The 21,370-nt window shown below is 72.9% G+C and carries 19 protein-coding genes; 17 read left to right on the top strand and 2 right to left on the bottom strand.

Annotated elements, in window-relative coordinates; all coding sequences use genetic code 11:
• Positions 1 to 69: 69 nt before the first annotated feature.
• From L3078_RS37570 to L3078_RS37615, 10 genes are all read left to right on the top strand, one after another.
• A complete protein-coding gene (locus tag L3078_RS37570) occupies positions 70 to 2,472 on the top strand; it encodes an MFS transporter (RefSeq protein WP_239758489.1) in 2,403 nt (800 codons plus the stop codon).
• A gap of 178 nt (positions 2,473 to 2,650) precedes the next feature.
• Positions 2,651 to 5,170: a SpoIIE family protein phosphatase gene (locus L3078_RS37575; RefSeq protein WP_239758490.1), complete on the top strand. Its 2,520-nt coding sequence runs from the start codon at positions 2,651 to 2,653 to the stop codon at positions 5,168 to 5,170.
• Positions 5,171 to 5,354: 184 nt separating this feature from the next.
• Complete coding sequence (locus L3078_RS37580; protein WP_239758492.1) at positions 5,355 to 6,080, top strand: class I SAM-dependent methyltransferase; 726 nt, start codon at positions 5,355 to 5,357, stop codon at positions 6,078 to 6,080.
• Between the two features lie 95 nt (positions 6,081 to 6,175).
• Complete coding sequence (locus L3078_RS37585; protein WP_239758493.1) at positions 6,176 to 7,009, top strand: M55 family metallopeptidase; 834 nt, start codon at positions 6,176 to 6,178, stop codon at positions 7,007 to 7,009.
• Positions 7,002 to 8,333 carry a M20/M25/M40 family metallo-hydrolase gene (locus L3078_RS37590; protein WP_239758495.1) on the top strand — a complete coding sequence of 444 codons (1,332 nt, stop codon included), beginning with the start codon at positions 7,002 to 7,004 and terminating at the stop codon, positions 8,331 to 8,333. Before L3078_RS37585 ends, L3078_RS37590 begins: the two co-directional genes overlap by 8 nt.
• A 27-nt stretch (positions 8,334 to 8,360) precedes the next feature.
• The gene (locus L3078_RS37595) at positions 8,361 to 10,343 is read left to right on the top strand and encodes an LpqB family beta-propeller domain-containing protein (RefSeq protein ID WP_239758496.1); all 1,983 of its coding nucleotides are present in this window, start codon (positions 8,361 to 8,363) and stop codon (positions 10,341 to 10,343) included.
• Positions 10,344 to 10,366: 23 nt separating this feature from the next.
• Positions 10,367 to 11,296, top strand: a complete 930-nt coding sequence (locus L3078_RS37600; protein ID WP_239758498.1) for a S66 peptidase family protein — start codon at positions 10,367 to 10,369, stop codon at positions 11,294 to 11,296.
• A 66-nt stretch (positions 11,297 to 11,362) separates the two neighbouring features.
• Positions 11,363 to 11,611 carry a LapA family protein gene (locus tag L3078_RS37605; protein WP_239758499.1) on the top strand — a complete coding sequence of 83 codons (249 nt, stop codon included), beginning with the start codon at positions 11,363 to 11,365 and terminating at the stop codon, positions 11,609 to 11,611.
• Positions 11,612 to 11,661: 50 nt separating this feature from the next.
• Positions 11,662 to 12,207 carry a GNAT family N-acetyltransferase gene (locus L3078_RS37610; RefSeq protein WP_239760631.1) on the top strand — a complete coding sequence of 182 codons (546 nt, stop codon included), beginning with the start codon at positions 11,662 to 11,664 and terminating at the stop codon, positions 12,205 to 12,207.
• A gap of 96 nt (positions 12,208 to 12,303) precedes the next feature.
• Positions 12,304 to 13,200 (top strand): arginase family protein, encoded by an 897-nt coding sequence (locus L3078_RS37615; RefSeq protein WP_239758501.1) that lies wholly within the window; start codon positions 12,304 to 12,306, stop codon positions 13,198 to 13,200.
• Between the two features lie 3 nt (positions 13,201 to 13,203).
• Here the strand turns inward: L3078_RS37615 and L3078_RS37620 are convergent, their stop codons facing one another.
• Complete coding sequence (locus L3078_RS37620) at positions 13,204 to 13,557, bottom strand: VOC family protein (protein ID WP_239758503.1); 354 nt, start codon at positions 13,555 to 13,557, stop codon at positions 13,204 to 13,206.
• A 76-nt stretch (positions 13,558 to 13,633) separates the two neighbouring features.
• Here L3078_RS37620 and L3078_RS37625 point away from each other — a divergent pair, with 76 nt between their 5' ends.
• A complete protein-coding gene (locus L3078_RS37625; protein WP_239758505.1) occupies positions 13,634 to 14,128 on the top strand; it encodes a phage holin family protein in 495 nt (164 codons plus the stop codon).
• 181 nt (positions 14,129 to 14,309) lie between these two features.
• Here the strand turns inward: L3078_RS37625 and L3078_RS37630 are convergent, their stop codons facing one another.
• On the bottom strand, positions 14,310 to 15,275 hold the full coding sequence (locus L3078_RS37630) for an LLM class F420-dependent oxidoreductase (RefSeq protein ID WP_239758506.1): 966 nt from the start codon (positions 15,273 to 15,275) through the stop codon (positions 14,310 to 14,312).
• A 167-nt stretch (positions 15,276 to 15,442) separates the two neighbouring features.
• Here L3078_RS37630 and L3078_RS37635 point away from each other — a divergent pair, with 167 nt between their 5' ends.
• The 6 genes from L3078_RS37635 to L3078_RS37660 all read left to right on the top strand — a co-directional run bounded on the left by L3078_RS37635 (position 15,443) and on the right by L3078_RS37660 (position 21,367).
• On the top strand, positions 15,443 to 16,864 hold the full coding sequence (locus L3078_RS37635) for an NAD(P)/FAD-dependent oxidoreductase (RefSeq protein WP_239758507.1): 1,422 nt from the start codon (positions 15,443 to 15,445) through the stop codon (positions 16,862 to 16,864).
• On the top strand, positions 16,861 to 18,708 hold the full coding sequence (locus tag L3078_RS37640; RefSeq protein ID WP_239758508.1) for a transketolase: 1,848 nt from the start codon (positions 16,861 to 16,863) through the stop codon (positions 18,706 to 18,708). The genes L3078_RS37635 and L3078_RS37640 overlap by 4 nt, the downstream gene beginning before the upstream one ends.
• An 85-nt stretch (positions 18,709 to 18,793) precedes the next feature.
• Complete coding sequence (gene ligD / locus L3078_RS37645; protein ID WP_239758509.1) at positions 18,794 to 19,720, top strand: non-homologous end-joining DNA ligase; 927 nt, start codon at positions 18,794 to 18,796, stop codon at positions 19,718 to 19,720.
• A gap of 52 nt (positions 19,721 to 19,772) precedes the next feature.
• A complete protein-coding gene (locus tag L3078_RS37650) occupies positions 19,773 to 20,138 on the top strand; it encodes a gas vesicle protein GvpO (RefSeq protein ID WP_239760633.1) in 366 nt (121 codons plus the stop codon).
• A 57-nt stretch (positions 20,139 to 20,195) separates the two neighbouring features.
• Positions 20,196 to 20,621 carry a gas vesicle structural protein GvpA gene (locus tag L3078_RS37655; RefSeq protein WP_033529797.1) on the top strand — a complete coding sequence of 142 codons (426 nt, stop codon included), beginning with the start codon at positions 20,196 to 20,198 and terminating at the stop codon, positions 20,619 to 20,621.
• Positions 20,618 to 21,367 carry a GvpL/GvpF family gas vesicle protein gene (locus L3078_RS37660; protein ID WP_239758511.1) on the top strand — a complete coding sequence of 250 codons (750 nt, stop codon included), beginning with the start codon at positions 20,618 to 20,620 and terminating at the stop codon, positions 21,365 to 21,367. Before L3078_RS37655 ends, L3078_RS37660 begins: the two co-directional genes overlap by 4 nt.
• Positions 21,368 to 21,370 lie beyond the last annotated feature (3 nt).

Consider the following 21,370-nt stretch of genomic DNA (forward strand, 5'->3'; position numbering starts at 1 on the left):
CCGCACTTACCGACAGTTGCCGCTTAACGCGGGAATTGTGCGGTGAGTGCGACGAGGGGAGCGGTACGCATGGGCGCGACCACACTGGTGAAGGACGAGCCGACCACCACACCCGCTCCACCGCCGGCGGCGGACGGACCTCCCCGACTCGGTCCGCACCGGGCCCGGTTGGTCTTCTCCGCGCTGCTGCTCGTCCTGCTCCTTGCCGCGCTGGAGCAGATGGTCGTCGCCACCGCGCTCCCCGACATCGTCGGCGAACTGCATGGCGCGGACCGCCTGGCCTGGCCGGTCACGGCCTATCTGCTCACCGCCACCGTCACCCTCCCCGTCTACGGCAGACTCGGCGAACTCCACGGACGCAAGGGCGCCCTGCAGTTCGCGCTCACCGTCTTCGTGGCCGGCTCCGCGCTCGCCGGTTTCTCCCGGAGCATGGACCAGCTCATCGCGTTCCGCGCACTCCAGGGCGTCGGCGCGGGCGGCCTCATGATCGGCGTCCAGACGATCATGGCCGACGTCCTGCCGTCCCGGCACCGGGCCCGCCATCTGGGCCTGGTGGGCGCCGTGTTCGGTCTCGCCTCCGTGGCGGGCCCGCTCCTGGGCGGTCTCCTCACGGACCACGTCGGCTGGCGGTGGTGCTTCCTCCTCAACGTGCCCGTCGGGCTCCTCGCGCTGGCCGTCGTCACCTTCGCCCTTCGACTGCCGCCGCCCACCGCCGGGGGACGCCTCGACGTCCTCGGGGCCCTGCTCCTCGCCGCCGCCTCCACCTGCGCGGTCCTGCTGGCGAGTTGGGGCGGCACCACGTACGCCTGGGACGCCCGCCCCGTCCTCGGCCTCGCCGCCGGCGCGGGCGCCGCCCTCACCCTCTTCCTCGTCACCGAGCGGTTCGTGCCCCAACCTCTCGTCCCGCCACGGCTGTTCAAGGACCCCGTCTTCGTCGTCACCGGTCTCGTCGGGATCGCCATCGGCATCGCCCTCTTCTGCACCGCCGGCTACCTGCCGACCTGGTTGCGGATGGCCGGCGGGCACTCCGCCACCGAGACCGGGCTGCTCATGCTGCCGATGATGGCCGGCATCGTCGGCGCGTCCGTGATCGCCGGCCGACTCATCGGCCGCACCGGGCACTACCGGACGTATCCGGTCCTCGGCAGCGCCCTGACCGCGCTCGGCGTGTGGCTGCTGTCCCGTCCGGGGGCGGACACGCCCCGGCTCCAGTTCGGCATCTGGACCGCCGTCCTCGGCGCGGGCATCGGCATGGTGATGCCGGTCCTGATCCTCGCCGTGCAGACCTCCGTGCGCCCCGCCGACCTCGGGCCCGCCACCGCGGCAGGCAACTACCTCCGGCAGATCGGCGGCAGCGTGGGCGTGGCCGCCTTCGGCGCGCTCCTCACGGCCCGGCTGACCGACCGCCTCCCCGAGCACGCGGGCGCCGTCCTCCCCGACCCCCGCTCCCTCACCCCGGACCTCGTCCACACCCTGCCGGACCCGCTGCGCGAGGCCTACGTCCAGGCCTACGCGGAGGCCATGCCGGGGATCTTCCTGTACCTCACGCCGGTGCTCGTCGCCGGGCTCCTCGTCGCCTGCTTCCTCAAGCAGACGCCGGTGCCCCTCGACGAGGTGCCCGCCGACCCGACACCCGAGGCAACGCCCGATCCCGAGCCCGTCCCCACGGCCGCGCCCTCCGTCCAGATCCCGCAGGCGCGTTCGCCGTACGGCTCCGGGGTCCCCGTGCGCGGCACGGTCCAGCACTCCGACGGCTCCGTCGTGCCCCGGGCCGCGCTCACCCTCATCGACGCGGGCGGCCGGCAGACCGGGCGCGGCGGCAGCGGTGACGACGGGCGGTACGCGCTGCCCGCGCCCGGCCCGGGGGCGTACGTGCTGATCGCCGCCGCCGGCGGCCACCAGCCGCAGGCCGTGAGCGTCACGATCGGGGACCGGCCCGTCGAGGTCGACATCGTCCTCGGTGGCGCGGGGCGTCTGGCCGGGCGGGTGCGGACGGCCGACGGCCGGGCGGTGAGCGACGCGACCGTCACGCTCACCGACGTGCACGGCGACGTCGTCGTGACCACCCGAAGCGGGGAGGAGGGCGAGTACCTCATCACCGAACTGGTCGCCGGGGAGTACACCCTCGCCGCCGGCGCCCACTCCTATCGGCCGGCCGCGCTGCCCGTCACCGTCCGGGCCGCCCGCGAGACGCGCCAGGACATCGAGCTCGCCGGGGGTGCCGTCCTGCGGGGCACGGTCCGCGCCGGGGGCGGCCGACCGGTGGAGGACGCGCGGGTGACCCTCCTCGACTCCACCGGGGACGTCGTCGACACGGTCACCACCGGCATCGACGGGACCTTCCGGTTCGTCGACCTCTCCGCCGGCGAGTACACGGTCATCGCCACCGGGTACCCGCCCGTCGCGACGGTGCTCCAGGTCGCCTCCGGCTCCAGGACGGAGCAGGACCTCCAACTGGGGTACGCGGACTGAGGGAGGCCCGGACAGGCGGGGGCGCGCGAGTGATCGTGCGCCGCCCGCGTCCACCGCGCGTGCGCCGGAGCCTCCTACGGAGCAATTCGCGTATTGCCACACATCGCAACGCTACGCAGCCGTACGGTAGTGAAGGCGGCGCAGATCTTGCGAGCCGTGGGGAGAAAGGGCCTTGGCCATGGACCGTGGCACCGACACGGGCGCGACTACCGGCCTCGGAGCCGGTGACGAGGCGCCGGAGCACGCCGCGGCGGGCCGCATTCCCCTGGCCGTGGTCGTCGTCGACCGCGCCGGACTCGTGTCGCACTGGAGCTCCGGCGCACGCCGGCTCTTCGGCACCACCAAGGACGACGCGGTGGGCCACCCCGCCCTCGACCTGTTGCCCGTCTCCGGCGCCCTCCCGGACGAGGACGAGCCCCCGCTCCACACCGTCCACGGCGCGTACGACGCCCTCGGGCACGACGCGATCGGCCATGACGCGTTCGGGCAGGACGCGTTCGGGCACGACGCGTTCGGGCACGATCTGGAGACCTCGCTCGACGGACACCTGTCCTACCCGGCGGCCGGCCGCGCCCGGCTCACCGTTCCCGAACGCGGCCGGATCGACGTCCTGTGGTGGGCCTATCCCCTGGTCGGCCCCGGCCGGGAACGGCTCCTGGTACTGGCCGCCGACGCCGGGACACTGCGGCGGGACGACGGGGTGGAGGTCGCCGTCGAACGCATCGCCCCCGGCTTCGCCCTGCACACCGACTTCCCCGGCGCCGAGGAACTCGCCCGCAGGCTCCCCGAGATCCTGCCCAGCATGAGCGTCGGCGAGAGCGCCCGCATCGTCGCCCAGGTCCTCGAACTGGGCTATCCGGTGCTCGAGTTCAGCCAGAACGACCGGGTGCCCGTCACCCCCGACTGGGGCGTGCCCCGGCGCGCGGAGCGGCGGGCCCGCCGTGAACGCGCCGCGCGCGCTGTCGCGGAGGGGCTGCCGGTGCCGGAGGACGCGCGGGACGAGGGCGAGGACCTCGAACACGCGGCCGTACGCGAGCGCCTGGAGTTCCTCAACGAGGTCAGCGGGCGCATCGGCACCTCCCTCGACCTCTCCCGCACCATCGTCGAGGTCAGCCGGGCGGTCGTACCCCGCTTCACCGACGTCGCCGGCACGTATCTGCGCGAACAGGTCGTCGCCGGTGAGGGGTTCCCGGACGGGGTGCCCGACACGACGACCATGTGGCACCGGGTCGCCGTCGAGCACACGGACGAGCCGGGCCGCTGGGACGACGTCGTCCCCGTCGGCGAGGCCATGCCGTTCCCGGCGCACACCCCGTTCTTCCAGTGCATGACCACCGGCGAGCCCGTCCTCGTGCCGCGCATCAGCGAGCAGATGGGGCACGCGATCGCCGCGCAGTTCGAGAAGCGCGACATCCGCCCGCTGATCACGGGCCGCTCCATGCTGGTCGTGCCCCTGAAGGCCCGCAACGTCGTGCTCGGCTTCATGATCCTGCTGCGCCACCCGGAGCGCGAGGTCTTCGACGACATGGACCGCGTCACCGGCGCCGAACTCGCCGCCCGCGCGGGCCTCGTCCTCGACAACGCCCGCATGTACACCTACCAGGAGAACGTCGCCGAGACGCTCCAGGACAGCATGCTCCCGCAGATCGAGGCCCACATGGCGGGCTGCGACATCGCCACCCGCTATCTCCCCGGCACCCTGCTCGGGCGGGTCGGCGGCGACTGGTTCGACTCGGTGAAACTGCCGGGTGCCCGCACCGCCCTGGTCGTCGGGGACGTCATGGGGCACGGCCTCAACTCCGCCGCGATGATGGGCCAGTTGCGCACGGCCGTGCAGACCATGGCCGCCCTCGACCTGCCGCCCGCACAGCTCCTGCGCAACCTCGACGACCTCGCCCAGCGCCTCGGCGAGCACTATCTCGCGACCTGCCTCTACGCCGTCTACGACCCCATCGCCGGCGAACTCCACCTCGCCAACGCCGGGCACATTCCGCCCGTGCTGGTCCGCGCGGTGGACGGCCGCAGCGAACTCCTCGACCTGCCCACCGGCGCCCCGATCGGCGTCGGCGGAGTGGCGTTCGAGGCGGTACGCGTGCGCGTGGACCCGGGCGACCGGCTCGTGATGTGCACCGACGGGCTGGTCGAGGTACGCGGCGAGGACATCGGGGTGGGCCTCGCCACGCTCTGCGAGTCCGCCGCCCACCCGGCCGCCTCCATGGACGACGCCTGCGACACCATCATCCGCGCCCTCAACACCCGCGGCGGCCGCAAGGACGACGTGGCCCTGCTGATGGCCCGGCTCAACGGCATCGAGCCCGAGGACGTCGCCGAGTGGCGCCTCTCCCGAGACCCGGTCGAGGCGGCCCGCGCCCGCGCCGCCGTCCGCGAACAGCTCTGCGTCTGGGGCCTCGACAGCCTCACGGACACCGCCGTGCTCCTGGCCGGCGAACTCGTCACCAACGCCGTACGGCACGCGCGCGGGCGCCGCGTCGAACTGCGCCTGGTCCGTGGCGACACCCTGCTGTGTGAGGTCTACGACGACGACCCCACCCTGCCGACCCTGCTCGGCGCGGCGCCGACCGACGAGTCCGGCCGGGGACTGCGCGTCCTCACCACCCTGGCCCGCGAGTGGGGGACCAGCCGGACGGGCGCGGGCAAGACCGTGTGGTTCGAACTGACCCTGCCCCGGCGGCGCTGAGACACCGACGGGCCGTCCGCCGCACCGGCTACGGCCAGAGGGGCGTGAGGGGCGCTCGGGGGCGCGTGCGGTCTGAACGACGAGTGAAGGTACGCGCACGGTGCTTGTCTGTGGACGCCGGGCACGGTAGACCGATCTGGGCCGCCGCCGCGGCGGCCGCGTCGCTGGTCCGGGGGTGTGTGGCATGAGCGTGACGAGTCGGTACCGGGAGGCCTGGGAGGGGTTCTGGCGGGAGGCCCCTGACGAGCCGGGCGCCGTCTTCTGGGACGCCGGACCCGAACGGACCGCCGCCGTCCATCTGGCGCTCTTCGAGCCGTACCTGACCGCGGCCCACCTCCCCCTCGTCGACCTCGGTTGCGGCAACGGCACCCAGACCCGCTACCTGGCCGACCGCTTTCCCCGCGTGATCGGCGCCGACCTCTCCACCGCCGCCCTCGACCGGGCCCGCCGGGCCGACCCCGACGGCCGGGCCGAGTACCGGGTGCTCGACGCGGCCGACAAGACGGACGCCGAAGCCCTCCACGCCGAACTCGGCGACGCCAACGTCTATGTGCGCGGCGTCCTCCACCAGTGCGAGCCCGACGACCGCCAACGCCTCGTCGACACCGTCGCCACGCTGCTGGGCGAACGCGGCCGGGTCTGCCTCGTCGAACTCTCCGAGGCCGCGAAACCCGTCCTCATGGGCCTCGCGGCCGATCCGGCGGGCCCTCCCGCCAAGCTCGCCCCGATCTTCCGCCACGGCATCGCTCCCGGCGAGGTCACCGACGCCGCGGTCCCCGAGTACCTGAGCGCCGCCGGCCTCACCGTCGTGACCAGCGGCGAACTCCCCCTGGTCACCACGGAGCACACGGCCAGGGGAACCCGCCTCGAACTGCCGTCGAGGTGGTACGTGGCAGGGCGCACGGCCTAGCGCCGCGGCACCGGGAATCCGCCCCGGTGGGCCGGGTCGGTGAGAGTTATCCACAGGTCTGCCACGGATCGGTGCGAGCGCGTACGGTTCGAGCCATGAAGATCCTCATCAGTGCCGACATGGAGGGCGCCACCGGTGTCACCTGGCCGGCCGACGTGCTGCCGGGGACACCGCAGTGGGAGCGGTGCCGTTCGCTGTTCACCTCGGACGTGAACGCCGCCGTGCTCGGCTTCTTCGACGGCGGCGCCGACGAGGTGCTGATCAACGAGGCGCACTGGACCATGCGCAATCTGCTGTTGGAGGAGCTGGACGAGCGCGCGCAGATGCTCACCGGGCGGCACAAGGCGCTGTCCATGGTGGAGGGCGTGCAGCACGGGGACGTGGACGGCATCGCGTTCGTCGGCTACCACGCGGGCGCCGGGATGGAGGGCGTCCTCGCCCACACCTACCTGGCGAACTCCATCACCGGCGTGTGGGTGAACGACGAGCGGGCCAGCGAAGGGCTGCTCAACTCGCATGTCGCGGCCGAGTACGGGGTACCGGTGGTGCTGGTGACCGGCGACGACGTGGCGTGCGAGGACGCCCTGGGCTATGCGCCCGAGGCGCTCAAAGTCGCGGTCAAGGACCATGTCTCGCGCTACGCGGCGGTGTGCCGCACCCCGGCGAGAACGGCCGCCGACATCCGCGCGGCGGCCAAGGAGGCCGCGGCGCTCGCAGTCCGGCACACACCGGTCGGGGGCGGCCCGTTCACCGTGGCGCTGGAGTTCGACGCCGAGCACCTGGCGATGGCCGCGACCGTGGTGCCCGGGGTGGTCCGTACCGGTGAACGCAAGGTCGCGTACACCAGCCCGACCATGTACGAGGGAATCCGCACCTTCAAGGCGGTCACCACGATCGTCTCGGCCGCGGTGGAGGAGACATATGGCTGAGCAGACGGCACCCGTGGACCAGCGGGCGCTGGATGAGGTCGTCCGTTTCACCTCCGACCTCATCCGGATCGACACCACCAACCGCGGCGGCGGGGACTGCCGGGAGCGGCCGGCCGCCGAGTACGCCGCCGCGCTGCTGGCCGAGGCGGGCCTGGAGCCGACACTGCTGGAGCGCACCGCCGGCCGGACCAACGTGGTGGCGCGGATCGAGGGCACGGACCCCTCGGCGGACGCCCTGCTCGTCCACGGTCATCTGGACGTCGTGCCCGCCCAGGCCGCGGACTGGACCGTGCACCCGTTCTCCGGGGAGATCCGCGACGGCGTGGTCTGGGGGCGGGGCGCGGTCGACATGAAGAACATGGACGCGATGATCCTCGCCGTCGTACGGCAGTGGGCGCGCACCGGCGTACGCCCCCGCCGGGACCTCGTGATCGCGTTCACCGCCGACGAGGAGGCGAGCGCCGAGGACGGCTCCGGGTTCCTCGCCGACCGCCACGCCGGCCTCTTCGAGGGCTGCACCGAGGGCATCAGCGAATCGGGGGCCTTCACCTTCCACGACGGCGACGGTCGGCAGATCTATCCGATCGCGGCGGGGGAGCGCGGCACCGGCTGGCTCAAGCTCACCGCGCGCGGCCGGGCCGGCCACGGCTCCAAGGTGAACCGGGCCAACGCGGTGACCCGGCTGGCCGCGGCCGTCGCCCGGATCGGCGCGCACGAGTGGCCCCTGCGGCTCACCCCGACCGTCCGCGCGGCCCTCACCGAACTCGCCGCGCTGTACGGCGTCGAGGCCGACCTCGACGATCCGGGCGGCGTCGACCGGCTGCTCGACAAGCTCGGTCCGGCCGCCGCCCTGGTCGAGGCGACCGTCCGCAACAGCGCCAACCCGACCATGCTGGACGCCGGTTACAAGATCAACGTCATCCCGGGGGAGGCCGTCGCCCGCGTGGACGGACGGTATCTGCCCGGCGGCGAGGACGAGTTCCAGGAGACCCTCGACCGGCTCACCGGACCGGACGTGGACTGGGAGTACGAACACCGGGAGGTGGCCCTCCAGTCACCGGTGGACTCGGCCACGTACGCGCGGATGCGGGCCGCCGTCGAGGAGTTCGCGCCCGAGGGCCACGTGGTGCCGTACTGCATGCCGGGCGGCACGGACGCCAAGCAGTTCTCGCGCCTCGGCATCACCGGCTACGGCTTCTCGCCGCTGAAGCTTCCCGAGGGCTTCGACTACGCGGCGCTCTTCCACGGCGTCGACGAGCGCGTCCCGGTGGAGGCGCTCCACTTCGGCGTCCGTGTGCTCGACCGCTTCCTGCGGACGGCCTGACCGATGGGACTCGGGGGACCAAGGGACATGGGGGACAAGGTGCAGACCCTGGCGTACGGTTCGTGGCCCTCGCCGATCGACGCGGCGCTAGCCGCCGCGCACGACGGGCATCCCGAGTTCGTGGGCTTCGTCGGCGAGGAGGCCTGGTGGACCGAGCCCCGGCCCACCGAGGGCGGCAGACGCACCCTGGTGCGGCGCACGGCCGACGGCACGGAGGAGTCGGTCCTGCCGGCCCCGTGGAACGTGCGCAGCCGGGTCATGGAGTACGGCGGGCAGCCCTGGGCCGGGGTCTCCCGGGACGGCGGCCCCTTCGTGGTCTTCGTGAACCACGCCGACCAGCGTCTCCACGGCTTCGAGCCCGGCGGCGAGCCCCGCCCGCTCACCCCGGTGTCGCCGGTCGGCGGCGGGCTGCGCTGGGTGGACCCGCTGCCCCACCCGGAGCGGGACGAGGTGTGGTGCGTCCTGGAGGAGTTCACCGGCGAGGGACCCACCGACGTGCGGCGGGTCGTCGCCGCGGTACCGCTGGACGGCTCGGCGGCCGAGGACCGCGGCGCCGTGCGGGAGCTGACCGACGACAGCAGGCGGTTCGTCACCTGCCCCCGTCTCTCGCCGGACGGCCGCCGTGCCGCCTGGCTTGCCTGGGACCACCCCCGGATGCCGTGGGACGGCACGTCGCTGCTGGTCGCCGACGTGACCGACGACGGCCGGCTCGGCCCGCCCCGGCCCGTCGCGGGCGGTCCTGAGGAGTCCGTCGCCCAGGTCGACTGGGCCGTCGACGGCACCCTCGTGTACTCCAGTGACACCACCGGTTACTGGAACCTCTACCGCCTCGACCCCGACGGCGGCGACCCCCAGGCCCTGTGCGCCCGTGAGGAGGAGTTCGGCGGCCCGCTGTGGAAGGTCGGCTGGCGCTGGTTCGCGCTGCTGGACGACGGGCTCGTCGCCGTGATCCACGGGCGGGGCGCCACCGCGCTCGGTGTCCTCGACCTGGAGACCGGGCAGGTCGTGGACGCGGCCGGACCGTGGACCGAGTTCGCCCCCTCGCTCGCCGTGCACGGCGGACGGGTCCTCGGCATCGGGGCCAGCCCCCGCAGCGCGTACGAGGTCGTCGAGCTGGACGCCGCCACCGGCGACGCCCGGGTGATCGGGGCAGCGCACGACGACCCGGTGGACCCCTCCCACTACCCCGAACCTCAGATCCGCAGCTTCCTCGGCCCGGCCGGACGCGAGATCCACGCACACGTCTACCCGCCCCACAACCCCGGCTGCGTCGCCTTCAGCACCGAGCTGCCGCCCTACGTCGTCTGGGCGCACGGCGGGCCCACCAGCCGCGCGCCGCTGGTCCTCGACCTCGCCATCGCCTACTTCACCTCACGCGGCATCGGCGTCGCCGAGGTCAACTACGGCGGGTCCACCGGATACGGGCGGGAGTACCGCAACCGGCTGCGCGAGCAGTGGGGGGTCGTCGACGTCGAGGACTGCGCGGCCGTAGCGCTCGCCCTCGCCGACGAGGGGACCGCCGACCGGACCAGGCTCGCCATCAGGGGCGGCAGCGCGGGCGGCTGGACCGCCGCCGTCTCCCTGACCTCGACCGATGTGTACGCCTGCGGAACCATCCTGTATCCCATCCTCGACCTCGCGAACTGGGGGCCGGGGGAAACGCACGACTTCGAGTCGCGGTACCTGGAGAGCCTGGTCGGGTCCCCGGCCGAGGAACCGATGCGGTACGCGGAACGGTCGCCCACCGAGCACGCGGACCGGATCACCGCGCCGTTCCTGCTGCTCCAGGGACTCGACGACGTGATCTGTCCGCCCGCGCAGTGCGAGCGGTTCCTGGCCCGGCTCGACGAGCGGCGCGTGCCGCACGCCTACCTCGCCTTCGAGGGGGAGGGGCACGGCTTCCGGCGGGCGGAGACGATGGTGCGGGTCCTGGAGGCGGAGCTTTCGCTGTACGCGCAGGTCTTCGGGTTGAATCCTCCGGGTATCCCTACTCTGGAGCTCGCCAAGTGACACCAGTGACAGCAATGACGCCCGTGACCCCCCTGACCAGACCCGCCCGTCTCGTGCCCGGCGCCCGGGTGGCCGTCGTCGCGCCCAGCGGGCCGGTGGTCGAGGAACGGCTCAGCGCCGGGCTGGACCTGCTGCGCGGCTGGGACCTCGATCCCGTCGTGGCGCCCCACACCCTGGACCGGCACCCCGACTTCCCCTACCTCGCGGGTACGGACGCCGCCCGCGCCGCCGACTTCCAGAACGCCTGGTGCGACCCGTCCGTGTCCGCCGTGCTGTGCGCCCGCGGTGGGTACGGCGTCCAGCGGATGGTCGACCTGCTCGACTGGGACGCGATACGGGCGGCGGGGCCCAAGACACTCGTCGGGTTCAGCGACATCACCGCCCTGCACGAGGCGTTCGCCACCAGGGCCGGGCTGGTCACCCTGCACGGCCCCATGGCCGCGGGCGTCGACTTCCTGAAGAACGGCCGGGCCCAGGAGCATCTGCGCGCCACGCTGTTCTCCCCCGAGACGGTACGCACCATCCGGGCCGCCGAGGGAAGCGCCGCCCTCGTACCGGGCCGCGCGCGGGGCGTTCTGCTGGGCGGTTGCCTCTGTCTGCTCGCCGCCGAGCTGGGCAACCCCCACGCCAGGCCCTCCGCGCGGGGCGCCCTGCTCTGCCTGGAGGACGTCGGCGAGGAGACCTACCGCCTCGACCGCTACCTCACCCAGCTCCTGCGCGCGGGCTTGCTCGACGGGGTCGCCGGCATCGTCCTCGGCTCCTGGGCGGAGTGCGAGCCGTACGAGAAGGTGCGGGCGCTGCTCGTCGACCGGCTCGGCGGGCTCGGGGTGCCGATGGTGGAGGAGTTCGGATTCGGACACGGGGAGGGGGCGCTGACGATCCCCTTCGGGGTGACGGCGGAGCTGGACGCGGAGGCGGGCACGCTGACCCTGGACGAGCCGGCCCTGCGCTGACGCCCGCCCCGCCCACTGCTCGGCTCCCGTCAGGCGCATCCCGCTCGCTCGCGTCATCCTGGATACATGAGCCCGAAGACATCGAAGCGAGTCGGGACGCACGGGCGGAAGCGGTGGAGCGAGACGCTGACCCCCGGCCGGGTCCTCGTGGGCCTGCTCGCCGTCCTCGCGCTCGTCTTCGTCTTCCAGAACACCCGCAGCACCGAGATCCAGCTGCTGGTCTCCGAGGTCGTCATGCCCCTGTGGCTGGCGCTCCTCGGGACGGGCCTGGTCGGGGCGGTGTGCGGGGCGTACTTCATGAGACGGCGCAGGTGACGCCTGCCCGGACGTACCGTGGCGGGGTGTCAGAGAACGTTCGTCACCTCATGGAAGGCCCCCGCGTCGTGCTCCGGCGCTTCACCCCCGGGGACGGGCCGGAGTTCGTCGCACGGGTGCGGGAGAGCAGGGAGCTGCACCGGCCCTGGCTGTTCCCCCCGGCCACACCCGCCGCGTACGCCGCGTACGCGGGACGGCTCATCGAGGATCCGACCAAGGCCGGGTTCTTGGTGTGCGAGAAGGACGGCGGGGGCATCGCCGGGTTCATCAACATCAACAACATCGTGGAGGGCGGCTTCCAGAGCGGCGCCCTCGGCTACGGGGCCTTCGCCCATGCCGCCGGGCGCGGTCTGATGGGGGAGGGGCTCGCCCTGGTGGTCGAGTACGCGTTCACCTTCATGGGGCTGCACCGGCTGGAGATCAACGTGCAGCCCGGGAACGCCGCCTCCATCGCGCTCGCCCGGCGGTGCGGCTTCCGGCTGGAGGGGTTCTCGCCGGACTTCCTGTTCATCGACGGGGCCTGGCGGGACCACCAGCGGTGGGCGCTCACCACGGAGATGGAGCGCCCGGTCCCGGGCGGAACCCCTCTCCCGTAGCCGCCCGGGGCCCGTCTTCCGTGGCCGCCCGGGCCCGGCTCCCGGAATGATCCGTTCCCGTCCCGGCGGGCAGCGCCGTCGCGCAGGATGGGAGCCATGCGGAACATCGTCGTCGTGGACGCCCCCTCCAACCTCGGCCTGCGGCCGCCCGCCCCGGGGACCGTGCCCGGCTGCCACAAGCTCGCCGGCGCGCTGCGGGAACAGGGCATCGTGCGGCGGCTCGGCGCGCTGGAGGGCGGGGTGGTGGTGCCGCCGCGCTACGACCGGGGCGACTGGCAGGAGGGCGACGGCGTCTTCAACGCCGGCGCGATCGCCTCGTACACCCGCAGGCTCGCCGACCGGATCGAGCGGCACGTCCGAGCCGGTGAGCTGCCCGTCGTCCTCGGCGGGGACTGCTCGATCCAGCTCGGCGCCTCGCTCGCGCTGCGGAGGATCGGGCGGTACGGGCTGGTCGCCGTCGACGCCTCCGCCGACTTCCGGCATCCGGGGAACTCCGACCGGATCGGGGCGGCCGGCGGCGAGGAGCTGGCGCTCGCCACCGGGCGCGGGCAGTCGGACCTGACCGACCTGGAGGGCCTCGGGCCCTATCTGCGTGACGAGGACGTACGCCTCTTCGGCATCCGGGACGCGTTCGAGGACGAGCGCGCCGAGCTGGCCGCCCTGAAGATCCCCGTCGTGACCGTCGGCGAGCTGCGCACCTGGGGCGTGGACGACCTCGCGCGGGTCACCGCGCTGAGCTTCGAGACGCCCGAACTGGCCGGATTCTGGGTGCACTTGGACGCCGACGTCCTCGACCCGTCCGTCATGCCCGCCGTCGACAGCCCCGACCCCGACGGACTTCTCCCCGACGAACTGACCGCGCTGCTGCGCCCGTTGGTCCGCTCACCGCACTGCGTGGGCCTCAACGTCACCATCTACGACCCGGATCTGGACCCCGACGGCACGGCGGGCGCGCTGCTCACGGACCTCGTCGTGGCCGCGTTCGCCCCCTGACGCTCACCCGACCGTCCGGCGGTCCGCGTACTCGTAGACCGAACCGTCGGGGTGGACGGCGATCAGGTTGCGGCCGACGGGGGTGGGGATGGGGCCGGCCAGCACCTGGGCGCCGGAGGAGGTGAGGACCCGGTTCGCCTCGTCGACGTCCTCGACCGCGATGGTCGCGGCGACCTTCCGCAGGACCTCCAGCTCCGACTCGGGTCCACTCATCAGCAGGAAGCAGCCGACGGCGGCCACCTGGACGCCGCCGCGTTCGAAGCGCATCGCCGGCCCGCCCGAGAGTCTCTCGTAGAACGGGACCGCCGCTTCCAGGTCGTCGACGCAGATGCGGAGCGTGGTGCCGAGAATCTCCATGGGCAGAGCCTAGTTGGGGATACCGCCCCGGCGCATGCCCGCGTTACGCGGGTGCGGGCTCGGGTACCCGGACGCAATGGACCGCTTGGATCATCTCGAACATCTGGACAAGCACCTGGTCGACGAGCTGGCGCTGGTGGCCCGCGAGACCATCCGCGACGAGCTGCGGCAGCAGACCCGCAAGCAGCGCCGCAAGGCCGCGCTGTACGCCGCGTCCGGGGCGCTCGCCCTGTACGCGGGTGCCGCTCTCGCGCTGGCCCTCGGGCTGGCCCTGTCGCTGGGCCTGCCGGACTGGGCCGCCGCGCTCATCACGGCCGTGGTGCTCGGCGTGGCGGCGTATGCGCTGAGGAGCGCGGCGCGTCCCTCGGCGCCCCGGCCCACGGCTGAGCACGAGCGCCACGTCGCCGGGGGCCCTGACCGGGCCGTCGGCGGTACGGCGCCCGGGATGCCGCCCGGCGCGACGGCCCCGGCCGGATACCCGCCGGTGCCGCCCGTCGCACCCGGTGACGCGACCGGAGCACCGCCCCCGCTCGGCGTCGACCCCGAGGACCCGCGCCACCGGAACCGGTGAGCGGAGGAACAAGAGAAGCCGGCACGGCGAGTGGGGCCCGGACGTCAAGGACGTCCGGGCCCCACTCGCCGTGCTTTCCGTGCGCCCGCGCTCGGCGGTCCGCGCCGGGAACGTGCACTCGGCCCAGACGATGGGGAGAGGGAAACACCATCTGGGCCGAGAACTTGGGGGGTGGTGCCGGTCAGCGCGTACCCCGCTGGAGCTGCGGCAGCACCTTCGTGCGGTAGAAGTCGAAGAACCCGCGCTGGTCGGGGCCGATCTGGCTGACGTAGACGCGGTCGAAGCCCGCGTCGGCGAAGGCGGTCAGCTCGGCGACGTGCTCGTCCACGTCGTCGCCGCAGACCGTGTTCTCGCCGACCATCTGCTCGGTGACCAGCGGCTCCAACTGCTCGAAGTGGCTGGGCGTGGGCAGGATCTGCCCCATCTCGCCGGGCAGCAGCTGGTTCGACCACAGGTGGCGGACGAGTCGGACGGCGGCGTCCCGGTCGGGGCCCCAGCACACCTTCGTCCCGCCGCTGACGGGGTTCGCGCCCCCGCCGCCCTTGCGGTACTGGGTCACCAGCTCCTCGTCGGGGCTCATGGTGATGAAGCCGTCGGCGACGCGGGCGGCCAGGGCGGTGGCCTTCGGCCCGAAACCGGAGATGTCGATGGGGACGGGCGCGTCGGGGAGCGTGTAGAGGCGGGCGTTCTCCACCGTGTAGTGCGTACCGCGGTGGGTGACCTCCTCGCCGGTGAACAGGCGCCGCATCACCTGGACCGACTCCTCCAGCATCTCCAGACGGACGTCCGCCGGGGGCCAACGGGTGCCGAGGACATGCTCGTTGAGCGCCTCGCCCGAGCCGATGCCGAGCCGGAAACGGCCGCCGGTCATCACCGAACTCGTCGCCGCCGCCTGGGCCACGATCGCCGGGTGGATCCGCACGGTCGGGCAGGTCACCGCCGTCTCGATCGGCAGCGACACGGCCTCCGAGAGCGCGCCGATCACCGACCACACGAACGGGCTCTGGCCCTGGGCGTCGTTCCACGGGTGGAAGTGGTCCGAGATCCACAGACAGTCGAATCCGGCCTGCTCGGCCATCCTCGCCTGCTCGATCAGCTCGGCCGGACCGAACTCCTCGGTCGCCAGGAAGTATCCGTACTCGGGCATGGGGGGTACCTCCGCGACAGGTGCGATCGGGGCGGGGCCGGGACGCGGTCCGAGTACCCGGGGATCACGGCGGAAACCCGCGCACGATCGGGTGGTCCGCCGGTTTGGGCACCCTGACCAGGGGGACGCGGAAGGTTCGTACGCACGCGACCCGCCGGAGGCGAACCGTGAGTCGACCCCGCATCGTGATCGTCGGTGCCGGTTTCGCCGGCTACCGGACGGCCCGCACCCTCGCGCGGCTGGCCCGGAACAAGGCCGACATCACCCTGCTGAACCCGACCGACTACTTCCTGTACCTGCCCCTGCTGCCCCAGGTCGCCGCCGGCATCCTGGAACCACGCCGGGTCACCGTCTCCCTCACCGGCACCCTGCCCCAGGTGCGGCTGGTGCTGGGGGAGGCCGACGACATCGACCTCGACGCGCGCACCGTGCGCTACTCGGACCCCGAGGGCGGCGTCGGCACCCTCACCTACGACCGGCTGGTGCTCGCCGCCGGCAGTGTCAACAAGCTGCTGCCCATCCCGGGCGTCGCCGAGCACGCCCACGGCTTCCGGGGGCTGCCCGAGGCGCTCTACCTCAGGGACCACGTCACCCGGCAGGTCGAGCTCGCCGCCGGCAGCGAGGACCCCAAGAGCTGCGACGCGCGCTGCACCTTCGTGGTGGTCGGCGCCGGGTACACCGGGACCGAGGTCGCCGCCCACGGCCAGCTGTTCACCGACGCGCTGGTACGCAAGCAGCCGTTGCGGGAGGGCATGCGGCCGCGCTGGATGCTGCTCGACATAGCGGACCGGGTGCTGCCCGAGATGGACGAGAAACTGTCGCGGACCGCCGACAAGGTGCTGCGGCAGCGGGGCGTCGACGTGCGCATGGGGACCTCCGTGAAGGAGGCGACACCGGGCGGAGTGCTGCTGAGCGACGGGGAGTTCGTCGACACCCGCACCCTCGTGTGGTGCGTGGGCGTACGGCCCGATCCGCTCGCCGAGTCGCTGGGCCTCCCGATGGAACGGGGGCGGCTGCTCGTCGAGCCCACGCTGCAGGTGCCGGGGCGGCCCGACGTGTTCGCCTGCGGCGACGCGGCCGCCGTGCCCGATCTGACCAAGCCCGGCCAGTACACCCCGATGACCGCCCAACACGCCTGGCGGCAGGGCAAGGTGGCCGCGTACAACGTCGCCGCCTCCCTCGGCCGGGGCGAGCCCGAGCCCTACCGCCACAGCGACCTCGGCTTCGTCGTGGACCTCGGCGGGGTCAAGGCCGCCGCCAACCCGCTCGGCGTACCGCTGTCCGGGCCGGTCGCCGGGGCCGTCACGCGCGGCTACCACCTCGCCGCCATGCCCGGCAACCGCGTCCGGGTCGCCGCCGACTGGCTCCTCGACGCCGTGCTGCCGCGCCAGGGCGTCCAGTTGGGCCTCGTACGGTCCTGGTCCGTCCCCCTGGACACGGCCTCACCGGAACTGGCCAGGATGCCGGGCGCACCCCAGAAGCCGAAGGAGAGCGCCGGGAAGTCGCCGAGCGCATCACCGGGCCGCAAGCTCGGCACGGTGTCCGAGGACCCACCGAAGCCCGCCGAGGGTTCGAAAGGAGAGTCATGAACAGCCGTCAACTGACCGAGTTGGCACAGCAGTTGCGGGTCGACAGCGTGCGCGCGTCGGGCGCAGCGGGCTCCGGGCACCCGACGTCGTCCATGTCGGCCGCCGAGCTGATGGCGGTGCTGCTCGCGAACCATCTGCGGTACGACTTCGAACGCCCCCAGCACCCCGGCAACGACCGCTTCGTCCTGTCCAAGGGACACGCCTCGCCCCTGCTGTACTCCGCGTACAAGGCGGCCGGCGCGATCAGCGAGACCGAGCTGATGACGTTCCGCAAGCTCGGCAGCCGGCTCGAGGGGCACCCCACGCCGCGGCGGCTGCCGTGGGTGGAGACGGCCACCGGATCGCTCGGCCAGGGACTGCCCGTCGGCGTCGGCATCGCGCTGGCCGGGAAGCGGCTGGACCGGACCGGCTACCGGGTGTGGGTGCTGTGCGGCGACAGCGAACTCGCCGAGGGCTCCGTGTGGGAGGCCGCCGAGCACGCCGCGTACGAGCACCTGGACAATCTGACGGCGATCGTCGACGTCAACCGGCTCGGACAGCGCGGGCCCACCCGGCACGGACACGACCTGGACGCCTACGCCCGCCGCTTCGCGGCCTTCGGCTGGCACACGATCGAGATCGACGGACACGACGTGGACGCCGTCGAGCGCGCCTACGGCGAGGCCGAGTCCACCAAGGGCCAGCCCACCGTGATCCTCGCCCGCACCCTCAAGGGCAAGGGCGTCGAGGCCGTCCAGGACCGGGAGGGCCTGCACGGCAAGCCGCTCAAGGACGCCGACGAGGCGATCGCGGAACTCGGCGGCGTCCGCGACCTGCGCGTCGAGGTGCGGCAGCCGCCCGCCGCGCGGATGCTGCACGCCGTACGCACCGGACACCTGGAACTGCCGCGCTACGAGACCGGTGACGAGGTCGCCACCCGGGACGCCTACGGGCAGGCCCTCGCCGCGCTCGGCTCCGCCCGCGGTGACATCGTCGCCCTCGACGGCGAGGTCGGCGACTCCACCCGCTCCGAGTTCTTCGCCAAGGAGCACCCCGACCGGTACTTCGAGTGCTACATCGCCGAACAGCAGCTCGTGGCTGCCTCGGTGGGCCTCGCGGCACGCGGCTGGGTGCCGTACGCCGCCACGTTCGCTGCGTTCCTCACGCGTGCCCACGACTTCATCCGCATGGCGTCCGTCAGCGGGTCCGGCATCAACCTCGTCGGCTCGCACGCCGGTGTCGCCATCGGCCAGGACGGGCCCTCGCAGATGGGCCTGGAGGACCTGGCGATGATGCGGTCGGTGCACGACTCCACCGTGCTGTACCCGTGCGACGCCAACCAGACCGCCAAGCTCGTCGGCACCATGGCCGGCCTCGAGGGCATCCGCTATCTGCGCACGTCCAGGGGCGAATCGCCCGTCCTCTACAGCCCGACCGAGGAGTTCCCCGTCGGCGGCAGCAAGGTGCTGCGCGCCTCGGACACCGACCGGCTGACCGTCGTCGCGGCAGGCGTCACCGTCCACGAGGCCCTCAAGGCCGCCGAGGCACTGGACCGCGAGGGCATCCAGGTCCGGGTCATCGACCTGTACTCGGTCAAGCCCGTCGACCGCCGCACCCTGCGGGAGGCCGCCGAGCGCACCGGCTGCATCCTCACCGTCGAGGACCACCACGAGGAGGGCGGCCTCGGCGACGCGGTCCTCGACGCCTTCCTCGACGGCCGCCCGGTGCCCCGTCTGGTGCGCCTCGCCGTCCGTACGATGCCGGGCTCGGCCTCCCCCGAGGAGCAGCTGCGCGAGGCCGGCATCGACGCGGAGGCGATCGCGGTGGCCGGACGGCTGCTGGTGGAGCACGCGATCACGCCCTGACCTGCCACGAAGGCCCTGACCGGGCCAGCAGGCAGGTCCTGAACCCCTGACGCCCTGAACGAGCGCGATCCGGAAGGAGCAGACGATGGGGGACACACGCACCCTGCGGGTCGGCCGCCGTACCGTCGAGATCCACCGGCCCGACAAGGTGCTGTTCCCCGCCGACGAGGACGGCGGCGGCAAGGAGTACACCAAGGGCGACCTCGTCGCCTATCACCGTGCCGTCGCCCCCTTCATGCTGCCCCACCTGCGAGGACGCCCGCTGATGCTGGAACGGCATCCGGACGGGCTCGACGGGCCCATGTTCATGCAGAAGAACACCCCCGAGCACTACCCGGAGTGGATCGAACGCGTCGAGGTGCCCAAGGAGGGCGGCACGGTGGTCCACCCCGTCTGTGACGACGCGGCCACCCTCGTCTACCTGGCCGACCAGGCCTGTCTCACCCTGCACCGCTGGCTCTCCCGGACCGGCGACGTCGAACGGCCCGACCGGCTGGTTTTCGACCTCGACCCTGCGGTGGACGACTTCGCCCAGGTCAGGGAGGCGGCCCGGGACGTACGGGAGCTGCTGGAGGCGCTGAAGCTGCCGTCCGTGCCGATGACCACCGGCTCCCGTGGCGTCCACGTCGTCGTACCGCTGAACGGGCACGACGACTTCGACACGGTGCGCGGCTTCGCCCGGGAGATCGCCGAGGAACTCGTCCGCGCCCATCCCGAGCGGCTCACCGTCGAGCCCCGCAAGAAGGACCGGGGGGACCGGCTCTACCTCGACATCCAGCGCAACGCCTACGCCCAGACCGCGGTCGCCCCCTACACCGTGCGCGCCCGCCCCGGCGCGCCCGTGGCCACGCCCCTCACCTGGGAACAGCTCGACGACCCGGCCGTCGACGCCCGCCGCTGGACCCTGGCGGACGCCGTCGACCAGGCCCGCACCGATCCCTGGGCGGGGGCGTTGCGCCGAGGGCGGGCCCTCGGCCCCGCGCGGCGCAGGCTCACGGCGCTGCGCGACTGACACCGACAGGTTTGGCCAACGGCCGGGGGGCCACTCGGTGTTCGAGGTGGCCATGTCGAACACATCGAACACATCAAAAACACAGAATTCACGTACAGCACAGAAATCAGACGAAACCGAAGAAACCGAAGAGGCACGGGAATCGGCGGTCGAGCGACCCAGCCCCATGCAGGTATTGCGTCATGCGCGGACCCAGCTCGCGGAGCTGACCGGCATGGCGCCCGAGTCCGTGTCGTCGTTCGAACAGACCGAGGACGGCTGGACGTTGGAGGTCGAGGTCCTGGAGATCGCCAGGGTCCCCGACACGATGAGCCTGCTCGCGAGCTACCGGGTGGAACTCGACCCCGCGGGTGAGCTCACCGGCTATCGGCGGGTCCGCCGATACGAGCGCGGTAGGGCCGACCCCCACCGCCGCTAGACGGCGGTCCGTTCCCGGCAACTCCCCAGCATCGACAGACAAGGAGGATCGGTCGGCATGACCGTAGTCCCGGCACAGCAGTCCGGCGGTGGAGGCGGCAGCAGCGGCCTGTACGACGTCCTGGAACTCATTCTCGACAGGGGGCTCGTCATCGACGCCTTCGTGAGGGTCTCCCTGGTCGGCATCGAGATCCTGAAGATCGACGTCCGGGTCGTCGTGGCCAGCGTCGACACCTATCTGCGCTTCGCGGAGGCGTGCAACCGGCTCGACCTGGAGGCCGGACCGCGCAAGAACCCCGGCCTGCCGGACCTCGTCGGTGAGATCACCGAGTCCGGCGCGCGCGGCAAGTCCAAGGGGGCGCTGTCCGGCGCCGCCGAGACGATCTCCGACGCCTTCAAGCAGGCCCGCGAGGAGGGTCAGTCCGAGTCGAGGCCGCGGGCCCGCAAGACCACGAGCTCGCGCAAGAGGGAGGAACAGGAGTGAGCACGTACGTCTACGGCATCACCGCGAGCTCGCACCCCGCCCTCCCCGAGGGCATGGGCGGGGTGGGGGACCCCCCGCGCCCGGTGCGCGTCCTCAAGGAGGGCAAGCTGGCGGCGATCGTCAGCGAGGCCCCCGAGGGGCTGCGCCCCAAGCGCAAGGACCTGCTCGCCCACCAGAACGTCCTGAGCGAGGCGGGTGCGGGCGGCCCCCTGCTGCCCATGCGGTTCGGCAGTGTTGCCCCGGACGACGCGTCCGTCACCGCGGTGCTCGCCGAACGCGCGGAGCACTACGCGGAACGGCTCGGCGCCCTCGACGGCAAGGTCGAGTACAACGTGAAGGCCAGCCACGACGAAGAGGCCGTGCTGCACCGCGTGATGGGGGAGAACCCCGAGCTGCGGGCCATGACCGAGGCCAACCGGCAGGCGGGCGGCGGCACGTACGAGGACCGACTGCGACTCGGCGAGATGGTCGTCGCCGCCGTGCAGGCCCGGGAGGCCGACGACGCGACGGAGTTGCGGCAGGCGCTGGAGCAGGCCGCCGAGACCGTCAGCGCGGGCCCCGAGTCGACCGGCTGGCTGGCCAACCTGTCGTTCCTCGTGGACCGGGAGTCGGCTGCGGTCTTCCTCGACGCCGTGGAGGAGGTCCGCAAGAGCCATCCGCACATCGAGGTGCGGGTGAACGGGCCGTTGCCGCCGTACAGCTTCGTCGAACCCGGGCCCACGCAGCCCGCCGAGACGACGCACTGACAG

Origin of the sequence: Streptomyces deccanensis (genome assembly GCF_022385335.1) — a bacterium.
Lineage (GTDB): Bacteria > Actinomycetota > Actinomycetes > Streptomycetales > Streptomycetaceae > Streptomyces > Streptomyces deccanensis.